We start from the raw sequence: 19,799 nt of genomic DNA on the forward strand, positions 1-19,799 counted from the left end.
GGCATGACACGGGTCAAGGAGTTCAACCTGCCCGACCTGGGCGAGGGCCTGACCGAGGGCGAAATCCTCGCCTGGCTGGTCAAGGTGGGCGACGACATCGAGCTGAACCAGCCGATCGTCGAGGTGGAGACCGCCAAGGCGGCGGTCGAGATCCCGGCGAAGTGGGCCGGCCGGGTGCAGGCGCTCTTCCACCCGGAGGGCGCCACGGTCGAGGTCGGCGTGCCGATCATCGCGATCGACACCGACCCGAACGCCGGGCCGCTGGAGCAGTCGACGACAGGTGCGCCGACGGAGGTGCTGCCGACCCCGTCGGCCGCATCGCTGGCGGCGGTGGAGGTAGCGCCCGCCGAGGGCATGGTGGAGCCGGGCCTGATCGGCGGCGCCGCCCCGGGTGGGCGTACCGCCGTCCTGGTCGGCTACGGCCCGCGCAACGCGCCGGCCAAGCGCCGGCCGCGCAAGGGCGGCTCTCCCGCCCCGGCCGCTCCGATCCAGGCCGCGCCGATGGTCCCGACACCGGCCGCGCCCGCACCGGCCGCGCCCGCACCGGCGGCGGCGAACGGCAACGGCCGGGTCGGCGGGCCGGTGCTGGCCAAGCCGCCGGTCCGCAAGCTCGCCAAGGACCTCGGGGTCGACCTGGCCACGCTCACCGGTTCCGGTCCGCTGGGCTCGATCACCCGCGACGACGTACAGCGGGCGGCGAGCGGGACCCCGGCGGCGGCCGAGCCGCTGACTGTCGCGGCCCCGGCCGCGTCGGCGGCGAGCTTCGGGGCGGACCGCGAGCAGCGCATCCCGGTGAAGGGGGTACGCAAACTCACCGCGGAGAACATGGCCCGCTCGGCGTTCACCGCGCCGCACGTGACGGAGTTCCTGACCGTCGACGTGACCCGGGCGATGAAGGCGTTGGACCGGCTCCGGGACCGTCGCGAGTGGCGCGACGTGCGGGTCTCGCCGTTGCTGCTGGTCGCGAAGGCGGTGCTGCTGGCGGTCAAGCGGCACCCGATGGTCAACTCGACCTGGGCCGGCGACGAGATCGTGGTGAAGGAGTACGTCAATCTCGGCATCGCGGCGGCCACCGAGCGCGGCCTGATCGTGCCGAACATCAAGGACGCCGGCCGGCTCACGTTGCGCGAGCTGGCGGACGCGATGACCGGCCTGGTGCAGACCGCGAAGTCGGGGAAGACCTCCCCGGCGGACATGTCCGGCGGCACGCTCACCATCACCAACGTCGGCGTCTTCGGCGTGGACACCGGTACGCCGATCCTGCCCCCGGGCGAGTCGGCGATCCTCGCCTTCGGCGCGGTACGCCAGCAGCCGTGGGTGCACAAGGGCAAGGTGAAGCCGCGTCTGGTCACCACGCTCGGGCTCTCCTTCGACCACCGGATCGTCGACGGTGAGCTGGGTTCGAAGTTCCTGCGCGACGTGGGGGACTTCCTGGCCGACCCGGAGGCGGCGCTGCTCGCCTGGACCTGACGTACCACCGCTCCGGCAACGGCCGGTGTGCCATGGGTGAACGCCCGGCACACCGGCCGTTGCCGTTGCATCGTCGGCCGTCCCGCCGTTCAGCCTACGATCCTTAGGCAGGTGGCTCAGCTCACCTTATAATCGATGGCATTCGGCCGCGATCTGCGCTTCAATAGACACATCAAGGGGCTGACAACCGAATAGCCAGGAGGAGAGACCCAAGATGAGCATGATCGAGCGAATCCGCACCCGCCGCGACGCCAACCGCCGGGCCCGCGCCATCGAGCACGCCCTGCGTTCCGCCAACTCGCCCGCGGTCCGGGAAGAGCTTCTCGCCATCGCCCAGCGTCACCTCAGCTGACGCCACCGACCTTCCTCACCTCCTCCAGTTCGAAGACCCGTCCGGCACGCCGGGCGGGTCTTCGGCGTTCCGCGCCGCCCGGCACCGGGATTCCACCTCGCCGCACCGCCCGGTACGGTTGGCACGGTCGCCAATCGACTGTCTTCGGACCGACGTGGAAAGTGAAACTCATCGACGTCGCCCGGTGACTTTCGGTGACGGCAGAGGCTCCCCCAAGCGCCCCCGGGCGGCCACCGGATACGGTGCGGGGAGCCCGCACGGCCGGTACCCGCCGGCGACGCGGCAGCCATGCCGACGGCTCCCGACCGGCATCGGCGGCCGACCTGTGATGGAGGAGGCGCACCCATGACGTCCGAGGCTCCGCACCGCCCCGGCCAGGAGCCGGGCGAGGTGTCGCCGGGCACCGGCGGACCGGTGCCGTACGGCGATCAGCCGGCGCAGCAGGACAACGGGTACAACGGCACGCCCGACCTCGGCTGGGCACCGCCCCCGCCGCCCGGACGCCCCGCCCCGTCGGCGCCGGCCTGGGCCGACGACCAGCCACCCGCCTGGGCGCCGCCCGCGGGTCAGCAGATCACCGGTCGAGCGACCGCACAGGTGCCGCCGCCCGCCGACCAGGGCGGTCGTGCCCAACAGCCCGCCTGGGCCGCTCCCGAGCCGGGCGCACCGGCCTGGGCCGCCCCCGGGCAGGCCGGGCCCGCCTGGGCCCCGGCCGAACAGACCAGCCCGGACCGGGCCGCCGAACCGGCGCCGCCGGCCTGGGCCACCACGCCTCCGAACAGCCCCGCCGAACCCACGCCCCCCGCCTGGGCAGCCGAGCCGAACCGCCCCGCCTGGGGCGGCGGCCCGTCCGGCGAGCAGCCGGGCTGGGCACAGCCCGGCGACGCGCGCGACACCGGTTACGTCCCGGCGCCGGCCACCGTCCCGAACGAGTCCTGGGTCACCCCCGCCGGCCCGGACGACCCGGGCCGGTCCGGAGGTTTCGCTCCCGCCGCGCAGCAGGGCGACGACGCCGGCCACTCCGGCGGCTGGACCGTCGGCGCGCAGCCGGACGACCCGGGCCGCTCCGGCGGCTGGCCCCCGCGCGACGAGCAGCCCGGCGCGCAGCCGGACGACGCCAACCGCTCCGGCGGCTGGACCCCGCGCGACACCCAGCCGGCCTGGGCTCCGCCCGGCCAGCAGACCGGCGCCACGTGGCCGCCGGCCGAGCCACCCGCCCGGGCCGCCGCCAAGGTCGCCGTGCCCGGCGCCGTCCGGCCGGACCAGACGTGGTCCACTCCGGAGCAGTCCGACCAGGACACCCGCTCCGCCGGGCCCGAGGACGACGCGCACCGCTCCGGCGGTTGGAGCCGGGCCGGCGGACCGCAGCACGACGACCCGCCACGCTCCGCCGACTGGCCCGCTCCGCCGGCCGACAACCGGGCCGGCGGCTGGGACGAGTCCACCCGGGACGACGACCCGGACCGCTCCGGCGGCTGGCCGGCGGGCGGGCGCGCGCCCGCCCTGGCGGAGACGCCGCAGCCGGGCGGCTGGGCGCAGTCGGAGCAGCCGCCGTCGGGTGGCTGGGCTCAGTCGGAGCAGCCGCCGCCGGGTGGCTGGAACGACGCCCCGGCCCTGCCCCAGCGGGGGACCGGCGAGCAGCCCGGCGGCTGGAGCGGCGGCGCGGCCGTGCCGCCGCAGCGGGAGCCCGAGCGGCCGACGGACGACCCGGCGCAGCCCGGCTGGGGCTCCGCCGCGCCCGAGGCACCGGCCCGGGCCAGCGCCTCGGTGCCGACGCCGGACGCGCCGTCCGGTTGGGGCGCCAACCCCGACGAGCGGGCACCCGAGCGTCCGGCCCTGCCGGACGCCGAGCCCTGGTCCCCCGCCGAGGCGTGGGGTCGCGCCGACGAAGCCGCCCCGGCACCGTCGCGCGGCTGGCAGCCCGCCGAGGACGGCCCGGCCTACCAGCCCGCGCCCGCGCCCGGCATCTCCCCCGGCAACGTGGTGCCGCTGCCCGCGCAGAGCCAGCGGGTGCCGGGCGCCGCCCTGGCCGCCTCGCCGCCCGCCGACCACCCGGCCGCCGCGCAGTTCACGCCGGCCGAGCACGAGCCGGAGCGCGGTGACGCCGGCTGGGGCGCCGCCCGACCCGAGCCCGACGAGCCGCACTCGCCGGACGGCCCGGCCATTCCCGGCCCGCGTACGTCGCCCGAGGCGAGCGCGCCTGGCGCGGTCTCGGCGAGCGCGTCGGTGCCGGTGGCCAGCCGGGTCAGCCCGCCCTCCGACCAGCCGGTGCGTCCCACCGGTACCCCGACGCCCCAGCCCCGGGTATACGGCCGGCCGGCCCGCCCGGAGCCCGAGGACGCGGCCGGCCCGGACGAGGCACCTGGCTACCACGGCCAGGACGGTCCGTCCGCCTTCGCCGGGCCGCAGTCAGGATCGGACGACGCACCCGGCTACCCAGGCCCGTCGTCGCGGCCGGACGACGCATCCGGCTACTCCCGGCCGGACAGCCCGCACGGCTACCCGGGACCGCAGTCCCGGCCCGACGGCCCGCCCGGCTATCCCGGCCCGGCCAGTCCGTCCGCCTTCGCCGGGCCGCAGTCAGGATCGGACGACGCACCCGGCTACCCGCCGTCGCGGCCCGGCGAGGACGACCCGCGCGGGTACGGCGACGCGCCGTCCTCGCCGGCCGGCCCGTCGCCGTTCCCGGTCGGCGTGCCGTCGTTCGTGGACCCGCCCGGCAACAACCGCCCCGCCAACGGCGTACACCCGCACGACGGCGAGCAGCCCGGCGGGCCGCGCGACCCGTTCGGCGGCCCCGGCGGCCAGCCGAGCGCGTTCGGCGGCCCAGGCGGCCAGCCGAGCGCGTTCGGCGGCCCCGGCGGTCAACCGGGCACCTACGGCAGCCCGGCTGGCCACCCGGACGCGTTCCCCGGTCCCGGCGGTCGTCCCGAGCCGTTCGGCGGCCAGCCGGACCCGTTCGGTGCGCCGGCCGCCGGTGGGCGCGCCTCGGTAGCCGTGCCGGGTCAGGGTGAGCCGGGTGGCTTCCCGCCGCCCCGGCAGGCCCCACCAGCGTGGTCGTCCGACGACGACCCGGCCGATGACTCGGCGCAGGGCCGGTTCGACGCGTTCAAGCCGGAGGCCGAGCCGCAGACCGAGGCGCCGGCGCCGAAGGTCCGCAACGGCCGGGTGCTGGCCGCCGTGCTGGTCGCGGCCGTGCTCATCCTCGCCGTGCCGCTCGGCCTGCTCATGCTGCTCGGCAAGATCGACGGCGGTGACAAGCCGTCGGGCTTCGACCCGGCGGTCGGCACCTGCATCAAGCAGTCCGGCGAGAGCGCCGTCGCCACGGACTGCGGGCAGCCGGGCGCGTTCACTGTGGTGTCGAAGGTGGACAACAAAGACAAGTGCGCTGACCTGTCCCAGCCCACGGTCGTCCTCCAGGGCGGCGGCACCAACCGGGTGCTCTGCCTGAAGCCGTCCGGCCAGTAACGCTCAACGCGAAGCGCCCGTCCCCGTTCGGGGGCGGGCGCTTCGCGCTGCGGTGTGCGGTTGGTCAGCCGCGCTCGGCGACCTGGGCGACCAACGCCCGCCAGGACGCCGGCTCGAAGGCAAGTGCCGGACCGGACGGGTCCTTGCTGTCCCCGCACGCCGACGACGCCGGGGAGGTTGTCGGCCACCTCCACGCAGGCCCCCTGGTTGCTGCCGCTTGCCGTGTCGTCAGCTCTCCGTGCGGCTGATTGACGGTGGTGCTGGTGCTGACCGTGCGACAATGGGCGGCGGTGTGGGGTGCAGGAGGTGGGTCGTGATGTCGAGCAGCGCCGAGCGGATGCCCGAGTGGCCGACCGCTGAGCATGTGCCGGTGCAGGAGTTGGCCCGCCGGCAGGGTGTGCAGCCGGTCGCCTCCATTGACGACCTGGCCCGGCCGGGCCTGTTCGAGTCCGACGAAGAGTTGGACGACTTCCTCGCCGACCTGTACGCCTCTCGGCGGGCCAGCGCCGCGTGAGCCTGGTCGTCCTGGATACCGACGTCGCGTCGGCGATCCTGCGTGGTCGTCTGCCTGACCGGCTTCGTGCCCGGCTGGCCGGTAAGACCTTGTGCATCACGTTCGTCACGCTTGGCGAGCTGACCAAGTGGACCGTGCTGCGGAGCTGGGGGCCGCGCAAGCTGGCTGACCTCGCGCAGTGGCGATCCGGCGTGGTCCTGCTGCCCTTCGACGAGGCGGTAGCGACGACCTGGGGTCAGCTTCAGGCGCGGGCACAGCACCGAGGGCGGCCCCGGCCGGCGAATGACTCCTGGATCGCGGCCTGCTGCCTGGTCGACCGGCTACCGCTGGCGACCTTCAACGGCAAGGACTACGCCGACTTCGCCGAGTACGACGGCCTGCGCCTGTTCGACGTCTCGTAGCCTCACGGCCGCGCCCGCCGCGCTGAGCGCCGCCCTATCGACCCGGCGGACGTCTTCGGCGACGGCGTGACAGGCTGGCGTTCATGGCAACCTCATCCCGCGTCCGCGCGCCCGAACTACGAGGCCGCGCCTGGCTGAACACCGGCGGACGAAACCTGACATTGCGGGACCTGAGAGGTCGTTGCGTCATCCTGGATTTCTGGACCTTCTGCTGCATCAACTGCCTGCACGTGCTCGACGAGCTGCGTCCGCTTGAGGAGAAGTACGGCGACGTGCTTGTGGTGATCGGCGTGCACTCGCCGAAGTTCGAGCACGAGAAGGACCCGGACGCGCTGGCCGCGGCCGTCGAGCGGTACGGCGTGCACCACCCGGTGCTCGACGACCCCGAGATGGACATGTGGCAGCAGTACGCGGCGAAGGCCTGGCCGACCCTCTCGGTGATCGACCCCGAGGGGTACGTGGTCGCCACCATGGCCGGCGAGGGACACGCCGAGGGGCTGGCCCGGCTCATCGACGACCTGATCGCCACGCACGAGGCGAAGGGCACGCTGCACCGGGGCGACGGCCCGTACGTCCCGCCGCCCCTGCCGGAGACGGCGCTGCGCTTTCCCGGCAAGGCGGTCCCGCTCGACGGCGGCAACCTGCTGGTCTCCGACTCGGCCCGGCACTCCCTGGTCGAGCTGGCGCCGGACGGGGAGACGGTGGTCCGCCGGATCGGTGCGGGCGGCCGGGGCCGGACGGACGGCCCGGCGACCGGCGCCACCTTCGCCGAGCCGCAGGGGCTCTGCCTGCTGCCGCCGCACGTGGCCGAGGTCGCCGGTTACGACCTGGTCGTCGCGGACACGGTCAACCACCTGCTGCGCGGCGTACGGCTGTCCTCGGGCGAGGTGGTCACGGTGGCCGGCACGGGGCGGCAGTGGCGCTCGACCGTCGACGACCACGCGCACGACGCGCGTGCGGTCGACCTCTCCTCCCCGTGGGACGTGGCCTGGTACGACGACCGGGTGATCGTGGCGATGGCCGGCATCCACCAGCTCTGGTGGTTCGACCCGATCCGGCGGACCGCCGGCATGTACGCCGGCACCACGGTCGAGGCGCTGCGTGACGGCCCGCTGCCGGACGTCTGGATGGCGCAGCCCTCCGGGCTGTCGGTCTCGGCCGACGGTTCCCGGCTGTGGGTCGCCGACAGTGAGACGAGTGCGATCCGCTGGGTGGCCGACGGCGTGATGCACACCGCCGTCGGTCAGGGCCTGTTCGACTTCGGGCACGTGGACGGCCCGGCCGACCAGGCGTTGCTCCAGCACCCGCTGGGCGTGTGCGCGCTGCCGGACGGCTCGGTGCTGATCGCGGACACGTACAACGGCGCGGTGCGCCGCTTCGACCCGGCGACCGGGCAGGTCGGCACCGTGGCCGACGGGTTGGCCGAGCCGAGCGACCTGGTGGTGACCGCCGCGGGCGAGGTGCTTGTGGTCGAGTCGGCCGCGCACCGGTTGACCCGGCTGGCGCCCGGGGCGCTGACCGCGGCCGGCGCGAACACGGTGGCGGGTCCGCGGCTGCGGCTGGAGCGCAAGCCCACCGACGTGGCCGCCGGGGAGCTGACGCTTGAGGTGATCTTCACGCCGGCGCCGGGGCAGAAGCTCGACGACACGTACGGGCCGTCGACCCGGCTGGTGGTCTCGGCGTCCCCGGCGGAGCTGCTGGTCGAGGGCGCCGGCACGACCACCGACCTGTCCCGCCGGCTGGTGGTCGACGGCGACGTGGCGCAGGGGGTGTTGCAGGTGACCGCCCAGGCGGCGACCTGCGACGCCGACGTCGAGCACGCCGCCTGCCACCTGACCCGGCAGGACTGGGGCGTGCCCGTCCGGGTGGTCGACGGCGGCGCCACCCGCCTCCCCCTGGTGCTGCGCGGCCTCGACGAGGCGTGAGCGCGAGGTGTTAATAGGGGCCCCCGCCTATGCAGAATGCGTTAAGCGGGGCCCCCTCCTTTCACGCGAACGGAGTGAGCGTGACCCCCGCGTCGACGAGCGCCGCCCGCACCAGCTCCGCGCTGCGCACCGCGCCGGGCGTGTCCCCGTGCAGGCAGATCGACTCCACCGGGCACGGAACCACGCTGCCGTCGACCGCGACCACGGTCCGTTCGACGGCCATCCGGACCGCCTGCGCGGCCACCTGGTCGGGGTCGGTGACAAGCGCGTTCGCGGCGCTGCGTGGCACCAGCGCGCCGGTGGGCAGGTAGTTGCGGTCGGCGAAGCCCTCGGCCACCACCCGCAGGCCGGCGCCGGCCGCGAGTTGGGCGAGCACGGTGCCGGGCTGGCAGAGCACCGGCAGCTCGTGGTCGTACCCACTGATCGCCGCCACCAGCGCGGCGGCCTGCGCCTGGTCGCAGGCGGCGGCGTGGTAGAGCGCGCCGTGCGGTTTCAGGTAGCGCACCCGGGTGCGGTAGAGCCGGCAGAAGGCGTCGAGCGCCCCGAGCTGGTAGATGGTCTCGTCGCGCAGCTCGGCGAAGTCGTAGGCGATGTGCCGCCGGCCGAACCCGGCGAGGTCCCGGTAGCCGACCTGGGCGCCGATCGCGACGCCGCGTTCGGCGGCGGCGGCGCAGACCCGGTGCATGGTGGGCGCGTCACCGGCGTGGAAGCCGCAGGCCACGTTGGCGGAGCTGATCAGCCCGAGCAGCGCCTCGTCGTCGCCGAGCCGCCAGCTCCCGAATCCTTCGCCGAGGTCAGCGTTGAGGTCCATGGAACCTCACCGTAGTGCCTGGGCGGGCCTGGGCGAGCGGCGCCACGTCCCGCACGACCGCGATCACCGGGTAGCCGCCGGTGGTGGGGTGGTCGGCCAGGAAGACAAGTGGTTGGCCGTCCGGCGGGACCTGCACCGCGCCGAGCACCAGGCCCTCGCTGGGGAGTTCGCCGGCGACCGCGCGGGGCAGGGCGGCACCGGCCAGCCGCGCGCCGACCCGGTTGCTGTCCGGGGCGACGGTGTACGCGGCGCGGCGCAGCAGGTCGAGCGCGGCCGGGGTGAACCAGTCCTGCCGGGGGCCGGGTTCGACATCCAGCCGCAGCTCGGTGGGCACGGGCCGGGTGACGGTGAGGTCCACCGGCGCCGGCGGGCCGCTGGGGGTGCCCAGGGTCAGCCGGTCCCCGTCGCGCAGCGGCGGCGGGCCGAGCCCGGAGAGCGTGTCGGTGGATCGGCTGCCGAGCACCGGTTCGACCGCGATCCCACCGCTGACCGCCAGCCAGGTACGCACCCCGGCGCGGGCCGGACCGACCCGCAGGACCGCACCGGCCGGCAGCGACAGGGGTCGCCCCACGTCCCCGGGCCGTTGCCCGACCTGCACGTCGGCCGGGGCACCGGTGAGCGCGACGGTGACCGCCCGGGTGAGGCGCAGCGCGCAGCCGGTCAGGGTGATCTCCAGGCCGGCGGCGTGTTCCGGGTTGCCGACGAGCCGGTTGGCCAGGCGCAGGGCGGCCGGGTCGAGCGCGCCGGAGCGGGGCACGCCGAGGTGCGCCCAGCCGGGTCGGCCCTGGTCCTGCACGGTGGTGAGCGCGCCGGCCCGCAGCACCTCGATCACGACGGCTCCACGAGTCGGACCCGGGTGCCGGGGGTGAGCCGGGCCGGTGGGTCGGCGCGTACGTCGAAGAGGGGTATGTCGGTGCGCCCGACCAGCAGCCAGCCGCCGGGCGACGCGGCGGGGTAGATGCCCGCGTACGGGCCGGCGAGCGCGACCGAGCCGGCCGGCACCCGGGTACGCGGGGTGGCGAGCCGTGGCACGGCCAGCTCCGGCGGCAGCCCGGTGAGGTACGCGAAGCCGGGTGCGAAGCCGCAGAACGCGACCCGGAACTCGGTGCGCCGCAGTCGCTCGACCACGGCCGGCACGTCGACGCCCCAGTGGTCGGCGACGGCGGGCAGGTCCGCACCGTCGTACACGGTGGGCACCCGGACCTCGGCGGCGTCGGTGCCGGCCAGGGTGCTTCGGGGGTGCCAGCCGGCGATCCGCGCGGCGGTGGCGGCGGGGTCGGGCACGCCGTCGAGCAGCACGGTGACCGCGGCCGGGACGATGTCCTCGGCGGTCAGTTCGCCGGCGGCCCGGCGTCGCCACAGCTCGGCGCGCCACGCCTCGACCTGGTCGGGGTCGTCGCAGTCGAGCAGCAGGGCGTGTGCCCCGACGGGCTGGATCCGCATCCGGTCATCCTCGCGTCAGCGGACGTGACGGTCCACACTACTTGCAAGTAACCTACGGTGTCGTAACCTGTTGAGGTGACCACCTCCGCACCGCTCCGGCTCCGGCCGGTCGACATCGGAAAGCCGCGGATGCGCGGCTGGCTCCACGCGTACGCGTTCTTCGCCGCGCTCGTCTGCGGCATCGTGCTGTGCTCCGTCGCCGCCACCCGCCCTGGCTGGGCGCCGCTGGTGAGCTGCCTGATCTACAGCCTCACCGTGTGCGGGCTGTTCGGCACCAGCGCGCTCTACCACAGACGGGTCTGGTCCGAACGCGGCTACCAGATCATGCGCCGGATGGACCATTCGATGATCTTCGTGTTCATCGCCGGCACCTACACGCCGTTCTGCGTGCTGCTGCTGGACCCCCGGCACGCCACGGTCATGCTCAGCCTGGTGTGGGGCGGCGCGCTTGCCGGCGTCGCGGTCAAGATGATCTGGCCGCACGCGCCGCGCTGGGTCTCCGCCCCGCTCTACCTGGCGCTCGGCTGGGTGGCCGTGACCATGCTGCCGCAGATCCTGCACGGCGGCGGCGTCACCGCGCTGGTGCTGCTGAGCGTGGGCGGCGCGATCTACAGCGTGGGCGCGGTGTTCTACGCGCTGCGCCGGCCCAATCCCTGGCCCACCGTCTTCGGCCACCACGAGTTCTTCCACGCGTGCACGCTGCTCGCGGCGATCTGCCACCACATCGCGATCTACTTCGCGTTGTTCGCCTGACCCACCGCGCCCGACCCGCGGACGTACGTGAGCCGCCCCGCGCCGTTGGCCCGACCCCGGACGTACGCGGGCCCCGTCGTTGGCCCGACCCCGGACGTACGCGAGGGCCCCGCGCCGTTGCGGGGCCCTCGGGGTCTTGGGGGGATGGGTCAGACCGGGTAGCCCGAGCCCGGGCGGTGCACCTCGCGGTATTCCTCGCGCACGACCCGGTCGCCCTGCACCGGCACGACCGGCTCCGCGACGACCTGCTCGCGCACCGGCGCGGCGACCACGCGGCGACGGTTGTTCCAGAAGAAGAGCGTGGTGATCAGCCCGACGAGCCCGGCGAGCATGAGCACCCAGCCCACCACGTTGAGGTTCAGCCAACCCAGGTTCGCGTCGACGGCGAACGCGAAGATCGCGCCGACCGCGATGAGGAAGATGCTTGCACCGATGCCCATGACGTCGCCTCCTTGGCGTCCTGCTGGCGTTCCTGCCCGCCGCGGCCATGGATAGAGGTAGCGGCACACATCGACATACCCAGGCGGTTCGATCGCCAATCAGGCAAGCTGGGCGGATGACGGACGGCAGGAACGGACGGCGGACGCTTGTGCTGTTACGGCACGCCAAGGCCGAGCAGTCCCGCCAGGGCCCGGACGCGGAACGCCCGCTCACCGCCCGGGGTCACGCCGACGCGGCGGCGGCGGGCGCCTGGCTGGCCCGGCACGAGTTGCTGCCCGACGTGGTGCTCTGCTCGCCGGCCCGACGCACCCGCCAGACCTGGCACGGCGTGGCGCTCGGCATGACGGGCTCCCCGCCGGAGGGCGGTCCGGCGGGGTCGACACCTGTGGTGCGGTACGAGCCGACCGCGTACGACGCACACCCGGCCGAGTTGCTGGAGCTGGTCCGGTCGGTCGACCCGGAAGCCGGCACGGTCCTGCTGATCGCCCACAATCCGGGCATCTCCCTGCTCTCGGCGCTACTCGACCCCGAACGGGCCGATCCGGACGGCCTGCGCACCACAGACATCGTGGTGCACCACCCCGCCACCCCCTGGCCCGACGTCTCCCCCCACGCCCCCCTGACCGCCCGCCACACCGCCCGCGGTTGAGGTGCAAGGCGGGGCCCCCTTTTAACGCCTGCGGTATAGGCGGGGCCCCCTATTAACACCAGCCCGACTGGACGCGCGGCGTCAGCCCGGGTGGACGCGCGACGTCAGGACGGCGGGGCCGTCGGCGGCGGCGGGTCGGGTGGCGGCGGCATCATCGCGGTCGGGTGCGAGAGCCGGTTCTCCTCCACGATGAGGGTGCGGGCGCGCTTGCGGCGGTCCTGCCAGAACCACAGCGTGGTCAGCAGGACACCCAGCCCGGCCAGGATGAAGACCCAGCCGACCGCGCGCAGGTCGATCCACCAGACGTTGGCCCGGACGGCGAAGGTCATGATCGCGCCGAGCGCGATGAGAAAGATGGCGCTGCCAATGCCCATGTGCGCTGCACTCCCCCGTGCGATGGCCCTTGGGCGTACTCCGGTCGTGGTCCGCGACGGGTTACCCGCCCACCGGCCGCCCTCACCACCCGGGGTGTCACAACGACGACGGCCGGCGGGCTGTCGCCCGCCGGCCGTCGGTGAAAGGGGTGATGAGGCTTAGAACGCCTCCTCCGGGAGGTCCATGATCTCCAGGTCGGCGCCCTCGATGATCCGCCGGTCGGCGCCGATGCGGGGCAGCACCTCGCGGGCGAAGAACCGGGCGGCGGCCACCTTACCGGTGTAGAACGCCTTGTCGGTGGCGGAAACCTCGCCGGCGAGCGCCTTCAACGCCACGTCGGCCTGCTTCTGGAGCAGCCAGCCGACCACCAGGTCGCCGATCGCCAGCAGGAACCGGCGGCTGCCCAGGCCGACCTTGTAGAGCGCGCGGGCGTCACCGGCCTGGGCCTCGCCCAGCCAACCGGTCATCACACCGACGATGGTCTGGATCTCGGCGAGCGCCTTGCCGAGCGCCAGCCGCTCCTCCTTGAGCTGGCCGTTGCCGGCCTCGGAGGTGATGTGCTCCTGGATCTCGCCGGCGACCGCCATCAGGGCCTTGCCGTTGTCCCGGACGATCTTCCGGAAGATCAGGTCGAGGCTCTGGATGGCGGTGGTGCCCTCGTAGAGCGTGTCGATCTTGGCATCCCGGACGTACTGCTCCAGCGGGTAGTCCTGGAGGAAACCGGAGCCGCCGTACGTCTGGAGCGACTCGTGACCGAGCAGCTCGTACGCCCGCTCCGAGCCGACGCCCTTGACCAGCGGCAGGAGCAGGTCGTTGACCCGCTTGGCCAGCTTGGTGGCCTTCTCGTCACCGGCCGCCTCGGCGATCGCGACCTTGTCCTGCCAGCCGGCGGTGTAGCAGACGAGCGCCCGCAGTCCCTCGGCGTACGACTTCTGCATCAGCAGCGAGCGGCGCACGTCCGGGTGGTGGGTGATGGTCACGCGCGGGGCGGTCTTGTCGGCCTGCTGGACCAGGTCGGCGCCCTGCACCCGGTTCTTGGCATATTCCAGCGCGTTCAGATAGCCGGTGGAGAGCGTGGCGATGGCCTTGGTGCCGACCATCATCCGGGCGTACTCGATGATCATGAACATCTGGCGGATGCCGTCGTGCTTCTCGCCCAACAGCCAGCCCTTGGCGGGTACGCCGTGCTCGCCGAAGGTCACCTCGCAGGTGTTGGAGACCTTCAGGCCCATCTTGTGCTCGACGTTCGTGGCGTAGACGCCGTTGCGCTCGCCCAGCTCGCCGGTCTCGGCGTCGAAGTGGAACTTCGGCACCACGAAGAGGGACAGGCCCTTGGTGCCGGGGCCGCCGACGCCCTCCACACCGACCGGGCGGGCCAGCACGTAGTGGACGATGTTGTCGCTCAGGTCGTGTTCACCCGAGGTGATGAAGCGCTTGACGCCCTCGATGTGCCACGAGCCGTCCGGTTGCGGGACCGCGCGGGTGCGGCCGGCGCCCACGTCCGAGCCGGCGTCCGGCTCGGTCAGCACCATGGTCGAGCCCCACTGCTTCTCGATGAACAGCCGGGCCCACGTCTTCTGCTCCTCGGTGCCCTCGACGTGCAGCACGTGTGCGAAGGACGGGCCGGAGGCGTACATCCAGACCGGGGCGTTGGCGCCGAGCACCAGCTCGGCGAGGGACCACCAGAGGGCACGCGGGGCGTTCGTGCCGCCGAGGGCCTCGGGCAGGTCGAGCCGCCAGAACTCCGAGTCCATGAACGCCTGGTACGACTTCTTGAACGACGCCGGCAGCGGCGCGGTGTGCGTCGCCGGGTCGAAGACCGGCGGGTTGCGGTCGCTGTCCGTGTAGCTGGCGGCCAGGTCTTCGCGGGCCAGGCGGTCGACCTCGGAGAGGAAGCTGCGGGCGGTGTCGACGTCCAGATCCGTGTACGGCTCCTGGCCGAACGCCCGGTCCGCCCCGAACACCTCGAACAGGTTGAACTCGAGGTCCCGAAGGTTGCTCTTGTAGTGGGTCATGCTCGCTGGCCCCGCTTCCGGACAGGTGTTACCGATCAGTAACTCCAGACTGTATTACTGACCGGTAGGCAACGACAAGCCGACCACGGAAGTGACAGCGATTACACACCTGCGGTTCACCCGTCGGCGGCGCCGACCTCCCAGCTCGGCACCGGCGCGCCGGCCGCGCTGCGCGGCCCGGCGTACTCCATCAGGACCAGGGCGATGTCGTCGTCGAGGCGGCCGTGCACCCACTCCACCAGGGCGGTCTCCAGCGAGGCGAGCCCGTCGCCGACCGTGCCGTGGCCGAGCAGACGCCAGGCCCGGTCGGCGGTCGGGAAGAACTCCCCGTCCCGCCGGGCCTCGCCCAGCCCGTCGGTGAACAGCAACAGCCGGTCGCCCGGCTCCAGCCGCTCCACCCGGGGCCGGACCACAGGCATGAAGCCCAGCGGTGGCGCGGGTGCCGGCGGCTCCAACGGGATCACCGCGCCCCGGCGCAGCAGCAGCGGCGCCGGATGTCCACAGTTGACGATGGTGAGCGTGCCGCCGCGCTCCTCGACCAGCGCGGCGGTGACGAAGTCCTCGTCGCCGACGTTGCGGGCCACCGCCCGGTCCAGGTCGGTCACCACCGCGCGCAGGTCGGCCCGCTCGTACGCCACATGCCGGTACGAGCCGAGCACGATGCTGGCCAGCCGGACCGCGTCCAAACCCTTTCCCCGTACGTCGCCGATGATCATGCGGACGCCGTACGGGGTGTCCATCACCTCGTAGAGGTCGCCGCCGATCTCGGCGGTGGCCGTGGAGGAGATGTAGCGCGCGGCTACCGCAAGCGTGCCGACCTGCGGACCGAGCGGACGCAGCACCGCCTGTTGAGCGACCGCGGCGAGCCGGGACAACTCCTCGATCCGCTCCGCCTGACGTTGCCGGATCGCCGCCGTGGCAGCGGCGATGACAGTGGCCAGCACAACGGCCGCCCCGCTCACCCCGGTCGCCAGCGAGCATCTCGGCTCGGCCGCGGCGAAGGCGGCGGCGGCGGCCGTGGCCAGCGCCCCCACCGCCAACACCACCCGCCAGGAGGCAAGCGCGCCGGCGAGCACGGGCGCCGCGGCCATCAGCGCCAGATAGTGCACCGAACGGCCGTCGGCGGCCTCCGCGGCCGAGACGATCGCGAGCAGCACGAGAGCCGCGCCGAGGCCGGCGCGGGATCCGGGGCTCAGCGGGCCGTGGCCCGGCTGGAAGGGTCGCGTACGTACATCCGACAGCATGCCTGATGGACGTGAAGCGGAGAATGAACCCGGGCCGTCCGGCGCGGAAGTTCTGCCGGAGAGGCCGATCAGCCGAGCACCTCGTACCGGACGTTCACCTCACCGAGACCTGTCGATGCGATGGCCGCGAACGCGGCGCGGGACAGGTCGATGCACCGACCGTCGATGTACGGACCACGGTCGTTGATCCGGACCACCACGGACTTGCCGTTGGCCGGGTTGGTGACCCGGAGCTTCGTGTTGAACGGCAACGTCTTGTGCGCGGCGGTGAGCGCGTCCGGGTTGAAGGTCTCACCGTTCGCGGTCATCTGGCCCTCGTCGTAGAAGGACGCGCCGCAGGAGCCGCTGTCCACGACCTTCGGGGCGGCGGTCTTCTTCTTCGTCGCGGTGGGCTTCGGTGCCGCGGTCCGGGCCTTGCCGCGGGACGCCGGCTGCGTACGGGTCGGCTTCGGGCTCGGGCTGGCCTTCGGCGATGCGCTGAGGCTCGCCGAGGCGGACGCGCTCGGCGAGGCGGACGCGCTCGGGGAGGGCGCGGCGGAGGTGGGGGGCGGGATCTCGGCCACGACCGGCTGGGCGGGCGGCTCGGCGGCGGTGAGCTGCACCGCGCCGACGGTGCCGCCGACCGCGAGCGCCACGCCGACGGCCGCGGTGGCGGCGATGCCGGCGGGCGAGGAGAGCAATCTGCGGGTACGAAGGTGCCTAGCAGCCACCGGGCCCGGTCCTTTCGTCGGTGGAACAAAAACCGGCCCGGACCGTAACGAGAGAGGTACTTCCGAAGTCAACGTGATCATGATGCTATGCCCACATTTACCCTGTTACGTGTAGCCGATCAAGCCACCGCCATTGGGCCGAACGGTGGACGGTGTGCAGGATGGGAGACGTGCTGACGCATCGCCTGGTCGAGTCGTTCCGGTGGGCCGACCCCGGACCGGAGAGCAGCCACCTGGTCAGCGACCTCTCCGGCTGGTGGCGCGACCCCGACGTACTCGCCGAGGTCGGGCCGGCACTGGCCGGCCTCTTCCCGGACGCGCGGCCCACCGTGGTGATCGCCCCCGAGGTGACCGGGCTGCTGCTCGGCCCGCTGGTCGCGGTCGCTGCCGGCGCCGGGTTCCTGCCCGCGTACAAGGACGGCGGTGAGCGTCGCCGGATCGGGCCGATGCGGTGGGCCGAGACCCCGCCGGACCACCGCGGGCAGCGGCTCCGCATCGGCGTGGACCGCCGGCGGCTCGCGCCGGGCGACCGGGTGCTGCTGGCGGACGACTGGGTCGACACCGGGGCACAGCTCGACGCGCTGCGCCGGGTGGTCCGGGACAGCGGCGCCCACCTGGTCGGCGCAGCCACGCTGGTGGCGACCTGTCCACCCGCCGTGGTCGAGCGCCTACGGCTGCGCGCCCTGCTCACCGGCGACCAGCTCCCCGGCGAGGAGTGACCTCCGGGCACCCGATCCGGGCTCAGGCGTGCCGTAGCCTCGGCGGAATGTGGCCCCGCATCGATGGATTACGCACGCTCGCCCTCGGCACCCCCGGCGAGCTGCGCGCCCGCCTGAACGCGCTCGTGCTCTCCGGCGAGAAGACCGCCACTGCCGGCCTGACCGGCGAGTACGCGCAGGAGAACGAGGAGCTGGAGCACGTCGGCGAACGGCTGGCCCTGGTCGACGACCACGACGCGCTCGTCGGCGTCGTCGAGATCACCAACGTCGAGGTGGTGCGCTTCGCCGACGTGCCCTGGGACTTCGCCCGCGCCGAGGGTGAGGGGGACCGGTCGATCGAGGAGTGGCGGGCCGGTCACGGGGCCTACTGGGCCCGGCAGGGCACCCCCGTCACCGATGACAGCGAGATCGTCTGCCTCCGCTTCCGGCTGGTCTCCTCGGAGGGCAGCGTCGGCACCTGAGGTGTTAGGAGGGGGCCCCGCTTATGCAGAAAGCGTTAAGCGGGGCCCCCTCCTTACACCTGGCGCAGGTCGGGCAGCAGCGCCGCCGCCTCGGCCAGCACCGCCTCGTCACCGGCGTACCAACTGCTCGCCCGGGGCCAGTGCGTCATCACGTCGGTGAAACCCAGGCGGGCCGCGCGAGCCACCTGCTCCGCGAAGAGATCGGCGCTGGTCAGGGAGAACACCGGCGCCGAGTCGAGCGAGAGGTAGCGATCAAGCGTGGCCGGGTCCCGGCCCGCCTGCTCCAGCGTGCGCGTCATCCGGTCGGACAGCTCCGCCACCGTGCCCCACCAGCTCTCCAGGTCGTCGCCGCCGAGGCCGGTGGTGACCCAACCCTGCCCGAACCGGGCCACCAGCCGCATCGAGCGCGGCCCGTTCGCGGCCACCACGAACGGCACCCGGGGCTGCTGGACACAGCCGGGGTTGTTGCGGGCGTCCACCGCGGCGAACCACTCCCCGCGCCAGGTCGTGCCGTCCTCCCGCAGGATCCGGTCGAGCAGCTCGGTGAACTCGGCGAACCGGTCGACCCGCTGCCGCGGCGGCAGCGTCTCCCCACCGAGCACCGCCGAGTCGAAGCCGATGCCGCCCGCACCCAACCCGAGCAGCACCCGCCCGCCGGAGACGTCGTCGAGCGCGGTCACCTGCCGGGCGAACGCCGCCGGGTGGCGGAAGTTCGGCGAGGCGACGAGCGGGCCCAGCCGGACCCGGGAGGTCACCGTCGCCGCCGCGGTGAGCGTCGTCCACGAATCGAACCAGGGCCCGTCGACCAGGTCACGCCAGCCGAGGTGGTCGTAGGTCCAGGCGTGGTCGAAACCCCACTCGTCCACCTGCGCCCACCGCCGCCGCGCCTCCGACCACCGCTGGTCCGGCAGGATCACGATGCCAATCCGCATGATCGCCAGGGTACGGCCCGACCCGGCCCGCCGGCCCGGGCCGGCGGCTCACGTCGTCACGTCGGCCACCACGCAGGCGACGTTGTCCGGCGCGCCCGCCGCGTACGCCAGGTCGACCAACCGCCCGACGGCGGTCTCCGGGTCGTCCGCGCCGGCCAGCGCGGCGTGCAACGCGCCGGGGTCGACCACCGCGGAGAGCCCGTCCGAGCAGAGCAGGTAACGGTCGCCGGACAAGGCGGTACGCAGTGCCAGATCCGCCTCCACGTCGGCGCCCGCACCGAGCGCCCGGGCCAGCAGCGCCCGCTGCGGATGCGCCCCGGCCTCGGCCGGCGTGAGCCGCCCCTGGTCGAGAAGGGTCTGCACGTACGTGTGGTCCTGGGTGAGCCGGGACAACTCGCCGCCCCGCAGCAGGTACGCGCGGGTGTCCCCGACGTGCACCAGGGCGAGCCGGGTGCCGCGCCGCACGATCGCGGTGAGCGTACTGGCCGGCCGGTCGACGTCGGTGGCCCGCGCGTGTACCGCCCGGTCGGCCCGGGACACGGCGTCGGCAAGCGCGGACAGCAGGTCGGCGGCCGGCACGTCGGCCGACTCCAGCGACCGCAGCGCGTCCACCGCGGCGGCGCTGGCGTCCGCCCCGCCGGGACCGCGTACGCCGTCGGCGACCGCCAACAGCGCGCCGCCGGCGTACGCGACGTCCTCGTTGGAGTCACGGACGGTGCCGGTCTCGCAGCGTGTCGCGTACCGGAAGGTGTGCTCGGACATGGTGGTGCCCCTCTCGCTGAGCTGGTCGACGAGGAGCGCGACGGCCCGGCCGCGGGCCGCGGTGTCCGCACGGACCCGCCGCCACCAGGCGTCGAGCGCCTCGACGGCGGCCTCCGGCGGCAGGCCGCAGACGGTCCGGATCTCCGCCAGCGGCATCCCGGCCCGGCGCAGCGCGGCGATCAGCCGGGCCCGGTCGAGCTGCTCCGGCGCGTAGTAGCGGTAGCCGGAGTGCGGGTCCACGGCGGCCGGCGGCAACAGCCCGCAGTCGTCGTAGACCCGCAGTGCCTTGGCCGTCAGGCGGGCCGCGCGGGCGAACGCGCCGATGGTCAGCAGCCGCACGTCGCTCTCCTCCTC

Annotated in this window: 20 protein-coding genes and 1 pseudogene; 10 read left to right on the forward strand and 11 right to left on the reverse strand. The window is 74.0% G+C overall.

All coding sequences use genetic code 11. From position 1 onward, the window contains the following. The first annotated feature begins 3 nt into the window (after positions 1–3). From O7602_RS28580 to O7602_RS28590, 3 genes are all read left to right on the forward strand, one after another. A complete protein-coding gene (locus O7602_RS28580) occupies positions 4–1,470 on the forward strand; it encodes a dihydrolipoamide acetyltransferase family protein (RefSeq protein ID WP_281590591.1) in 1,467 nt (488 codons plus the stop codon). A gap of 214 nt (positions 1,471–1,684) precedes the next feature. Continuing rightward, the gene (locus O7602_RS28585) at positions 1,685–1,822 is read left to right on the forward strand and encodes a hypothetical protein (protein WP_176730560.1); all 138 of its coding nucleotides are present in this window, start codon (positions 1,685–1,687) and stop codon (positions 1,820–1,822) included. Positions 1,823–2,167: 345 nt separating this feature from the next. Next, complete coding sequence (locus tag O7602_RS28590) at positions 2,168–5,290, forward strand: hypothetical protein (protein WP_281585693.1); 3,123 nt, start codon at positions 2,168–2,170, stop codon at positions 5,288–5,290. Between the two features lie 64 nt (positions 5,291–5,354). Here O7602_RS28590 and O7602_RS28595 read toward each other — a convergent pair. After that, positions 5,355–5,571: pseudogene (locus tag O7602_RS28595) on the reverse strand (DUF397 domain-containing protein). A gap of 35 nt (positions 5,572–5,606) precedes the next feature. On the opposite strand from O7602_RS28595, the gene O7602_RS28600 reads away from it, so the two are divergent. The 3 genes from O7602_RS28600 (at position 5,607) to O7602_RS28610 (ending at position 8,130) form a co-directional block, all read left to right on the forward strand. Next, positions 5,607–5,804: a hypothetical protein gene (locus O7602_RS28600; protein WP_281585694.1), complete on the forward strand. Its 198-nt coding sequence runs from the start codon at positions 5,607–5,609 to the stop codon at positions 5,802–5,804. Then, positions 5,801–6,205: a type II toxin-antitoxin system VapC family toxin gene (locus tag O7602_RS28605; RefSeq protein WP_281585695.1), complete on the forward strand. Its 405-nt coding sequence runs from the start codon at positions 5,801–5,803 to the stop codon at positions 6,203–6,205. Before O7602_RS28600 ends, O7602_RS28605 begins: the two co-directional genes overlap by 4 nt. Before the next feature lie 83 nt (positions 6,206–6,288). Continuing rightward, entirely contained in the window at positions 6,289–8,130 is a 1,842-nt protein-coding gene (locus tag O7602_RS28610; protein WP_281585696.1) for an NHL domain-containing thioredoxin family protein, read from the forward strand. 61 nt (positions 8,131–8,191) lie between these two features. Here O7602_RS28610 and O7602_RS28615 read toward each other — a convergent pair whose 3' ends face one another. Genes O7602_RS28615 through O7602_RS28625 form a run of 3 tightly spaced genes read right to left on the reverse strand, consistent with a single transcriptional unit; the run spans position 8,192 to position 10,384 of the window. Continuing rightward, entirely contained in the window at positions 8,192–8,941 is a 750-nt protein-coding gene (locus tag O7602_RS28615) for a 5-oxoprolinase subunit PxpA (protein WP_281585697.1), read from the reverse strand. Next, a complete protein-coding gene (locus tag O7602_RS28620) occupies positions 8,925–9,773 on the reverse strand; it encodes a biotin-dependent carboxyltransferase family protein (RefSeq protein WP_281585698.1) in 849 nt (282 codons plus the stop codon). Before O7602_RS28620 ends, O7602_RS28615 begins: the two co-directional genes overlap by 17 nt. Further along, positions 9,770–10,384: an allophanate hydrolase subunit 1 gene (locus tag O7602_RS28625; protein ID WP_281585699.1), complete on the reverse strand. Its 615-nt coding sequence runs from the start codon at positions 10,382–10,384 to the stop codon at positions 9,770–9,772. The genes O7602_RS28620 and O7602_RS28625 overlap by 4 nt, the downstream gene beginning before the upstream one ends. Before the next feature lie 75 nt (positions 10,385–10,459). Here O7602_RS28625 and O7602_RS28630 point away from each other — a divergent pair, with 75 nt between their 5' ends. After that, positions 10,460–11,137, forward strand: a complete 678-nt coding sequence (locus O7602_RS28630) for a hemolysin III family protein (RefSeq protein ID WP_281585700.1) — start codon at positions 10,460–10,462, stop codon at positions 11,135–11,137. Positions 11,138–11,286: 149 nt separating this feature from the next. Here O7602_RS28630 and O7602_RS28635 read toward each other — a convergent pair whose 3' ends face one another. Beyond that, positions 11,287–11,577 (reverse strand): DUF6458 family protein, encoded by a 291-nt coding sequence (locus O7602_RS28635; protein ID WP_281585701.1) that lies wholly within the window; start codon positions 11,575–11,577, stop codon positions 11,287–11,289. A gap of 116 nt (positions 11,578–11,693) precedes the next feature. Here O7602_RS28635 and O7602_RS28640 point away from each other — a divergent pair, with 116 nt between their 5' ends. Further along, a complete protein-coding gene (locus tag O7602_RS28640; protein ID WP_281585702.1) occupies positions 11,694–12,227 on the forward strand; it encodes a histidine phosphatase family protein in 534 nt (177 codons plus the stop codon). Positions 12,228–12,331: 104 nt separating this feature from the next. Here O7602_RS28640 and O7602_RS28645 read toward each other — a convergent pair whose 3' ends face one another. The 4 genes from O7602_RS28645 to O7602_RS28660 form a co-directional block, all read right to left on the reverse strand. Next, positions 12,332–12,601 (reverse strand): DUF6458 family protein, encoded by a 270-nt coding sequence (locus O7602_RS28645; RefSeq protein WP_281585703.1) that lies wholly within the window; start codon positions 12,599–12,601, stop codon positions 12,332–12,334. Between the two features lie 159 nt (positions 12,602–12,760). Continuing rightward, positions 12,761–14,617, reverse strand: a complete 1,857-nt coding sequence (locus tag O7602_RS28650; protein WP_281585704.1) for an acyl-CoA dehydrogenase — start codon at positions 14,615–14,617, stop codon at positions 12,761–12,763. Between the two features lie 116 nt (positions 14,618–14,733). After that, entirely contained in the window at positions 14,734–15,861 is a 1,128-nt protein-coding gene (locus tag O7602_RS28655) for a PP2C family protein-serine/threonine phosphatase (RefSeq protein WP_281585705.1), read from the reverse strand. A gap of 68 nt (positions 15,862–15,929) precedes the next feature. After that, positions 15,930–16,571, reverse strand: a complete 642-nt coding sequence (locus O7602_RS28660) for a septal ring lytic transglycosylase RlpA family protein (protein WP_281585706.1) — start codon at positions 16,569–16,571, stop codon at positions 15,930–15,932. A 161-nt stretch (positions 16,572–16,732) separates the two neighbouring features. Between O7602_RS28660 and O7602_RS28665 the strand changes: the two genes are divergently transcribed. Then, complete coding sequence (locus O7602_RS28665) at positions 16,733–17,290, forward strand: phosphoribosyltransferase (protein ID WP_281585707.1); 558 nt, start codon at positions 16,733–16,735, stop codon at positions 17,288–17,290. A gap of 47 nt (positions 17,291–17,337) precedes the next feature. Beyond that, positions 17,338–17,751, forward strand: a complete 414-nt coding sequence (locus O7602_RS28670) for an ASCH domain-containing protein (protein WP_281585708.1) — start codon at positions 17,338–17,340, stop codon at positions 17,749–17,751. A gap of 53 nt (positions 17,752–17,804) precedes the next feature. Here the strand turns inward: O7602_RS28670 and O7602_RS28675 are convergent, their stop codons facing one another. Both O7602_RS28675 and O7602_RS28680 read right to left on the reverse strand, forming a co-directional pair. Further along, positions 17,805–18,683 (reverse strand): LLM class flavin-dependent oxidoreductase, encoded by an 879-nt coding sequence (locus tag O7602_RS28675; protein ID WP_281585709.1) that lies wholly within the window; start codon positions 18,681–18,683, stop codon positions 17,805–17,807. Positions 18,684–18,731: 48 nt separating this feature from the next. After that, positions 18,732–19,784 carry a MerR family transcriptional regulator gene (locus O7602_RS28680; protein WP_281585710.1) on the reverse strand — a complete coding sequence of 351 codons (1,053 nt, stop codon included), beginning with the start codon at positions 19,782–19,784 and terminating at the stop codon, positions 18,732–18,734. Positions 19,785–19,799: the final 15 nt, after the last annotated feature.

The organism is Micromonospora sp. WMMD1128 (assembly GCF_027497235.1).
Lineage (GTDB): Bacteria > Actinomycetota > Actinomycetes > Mycobacteriales > Micromonosporaceae > Micromonospora.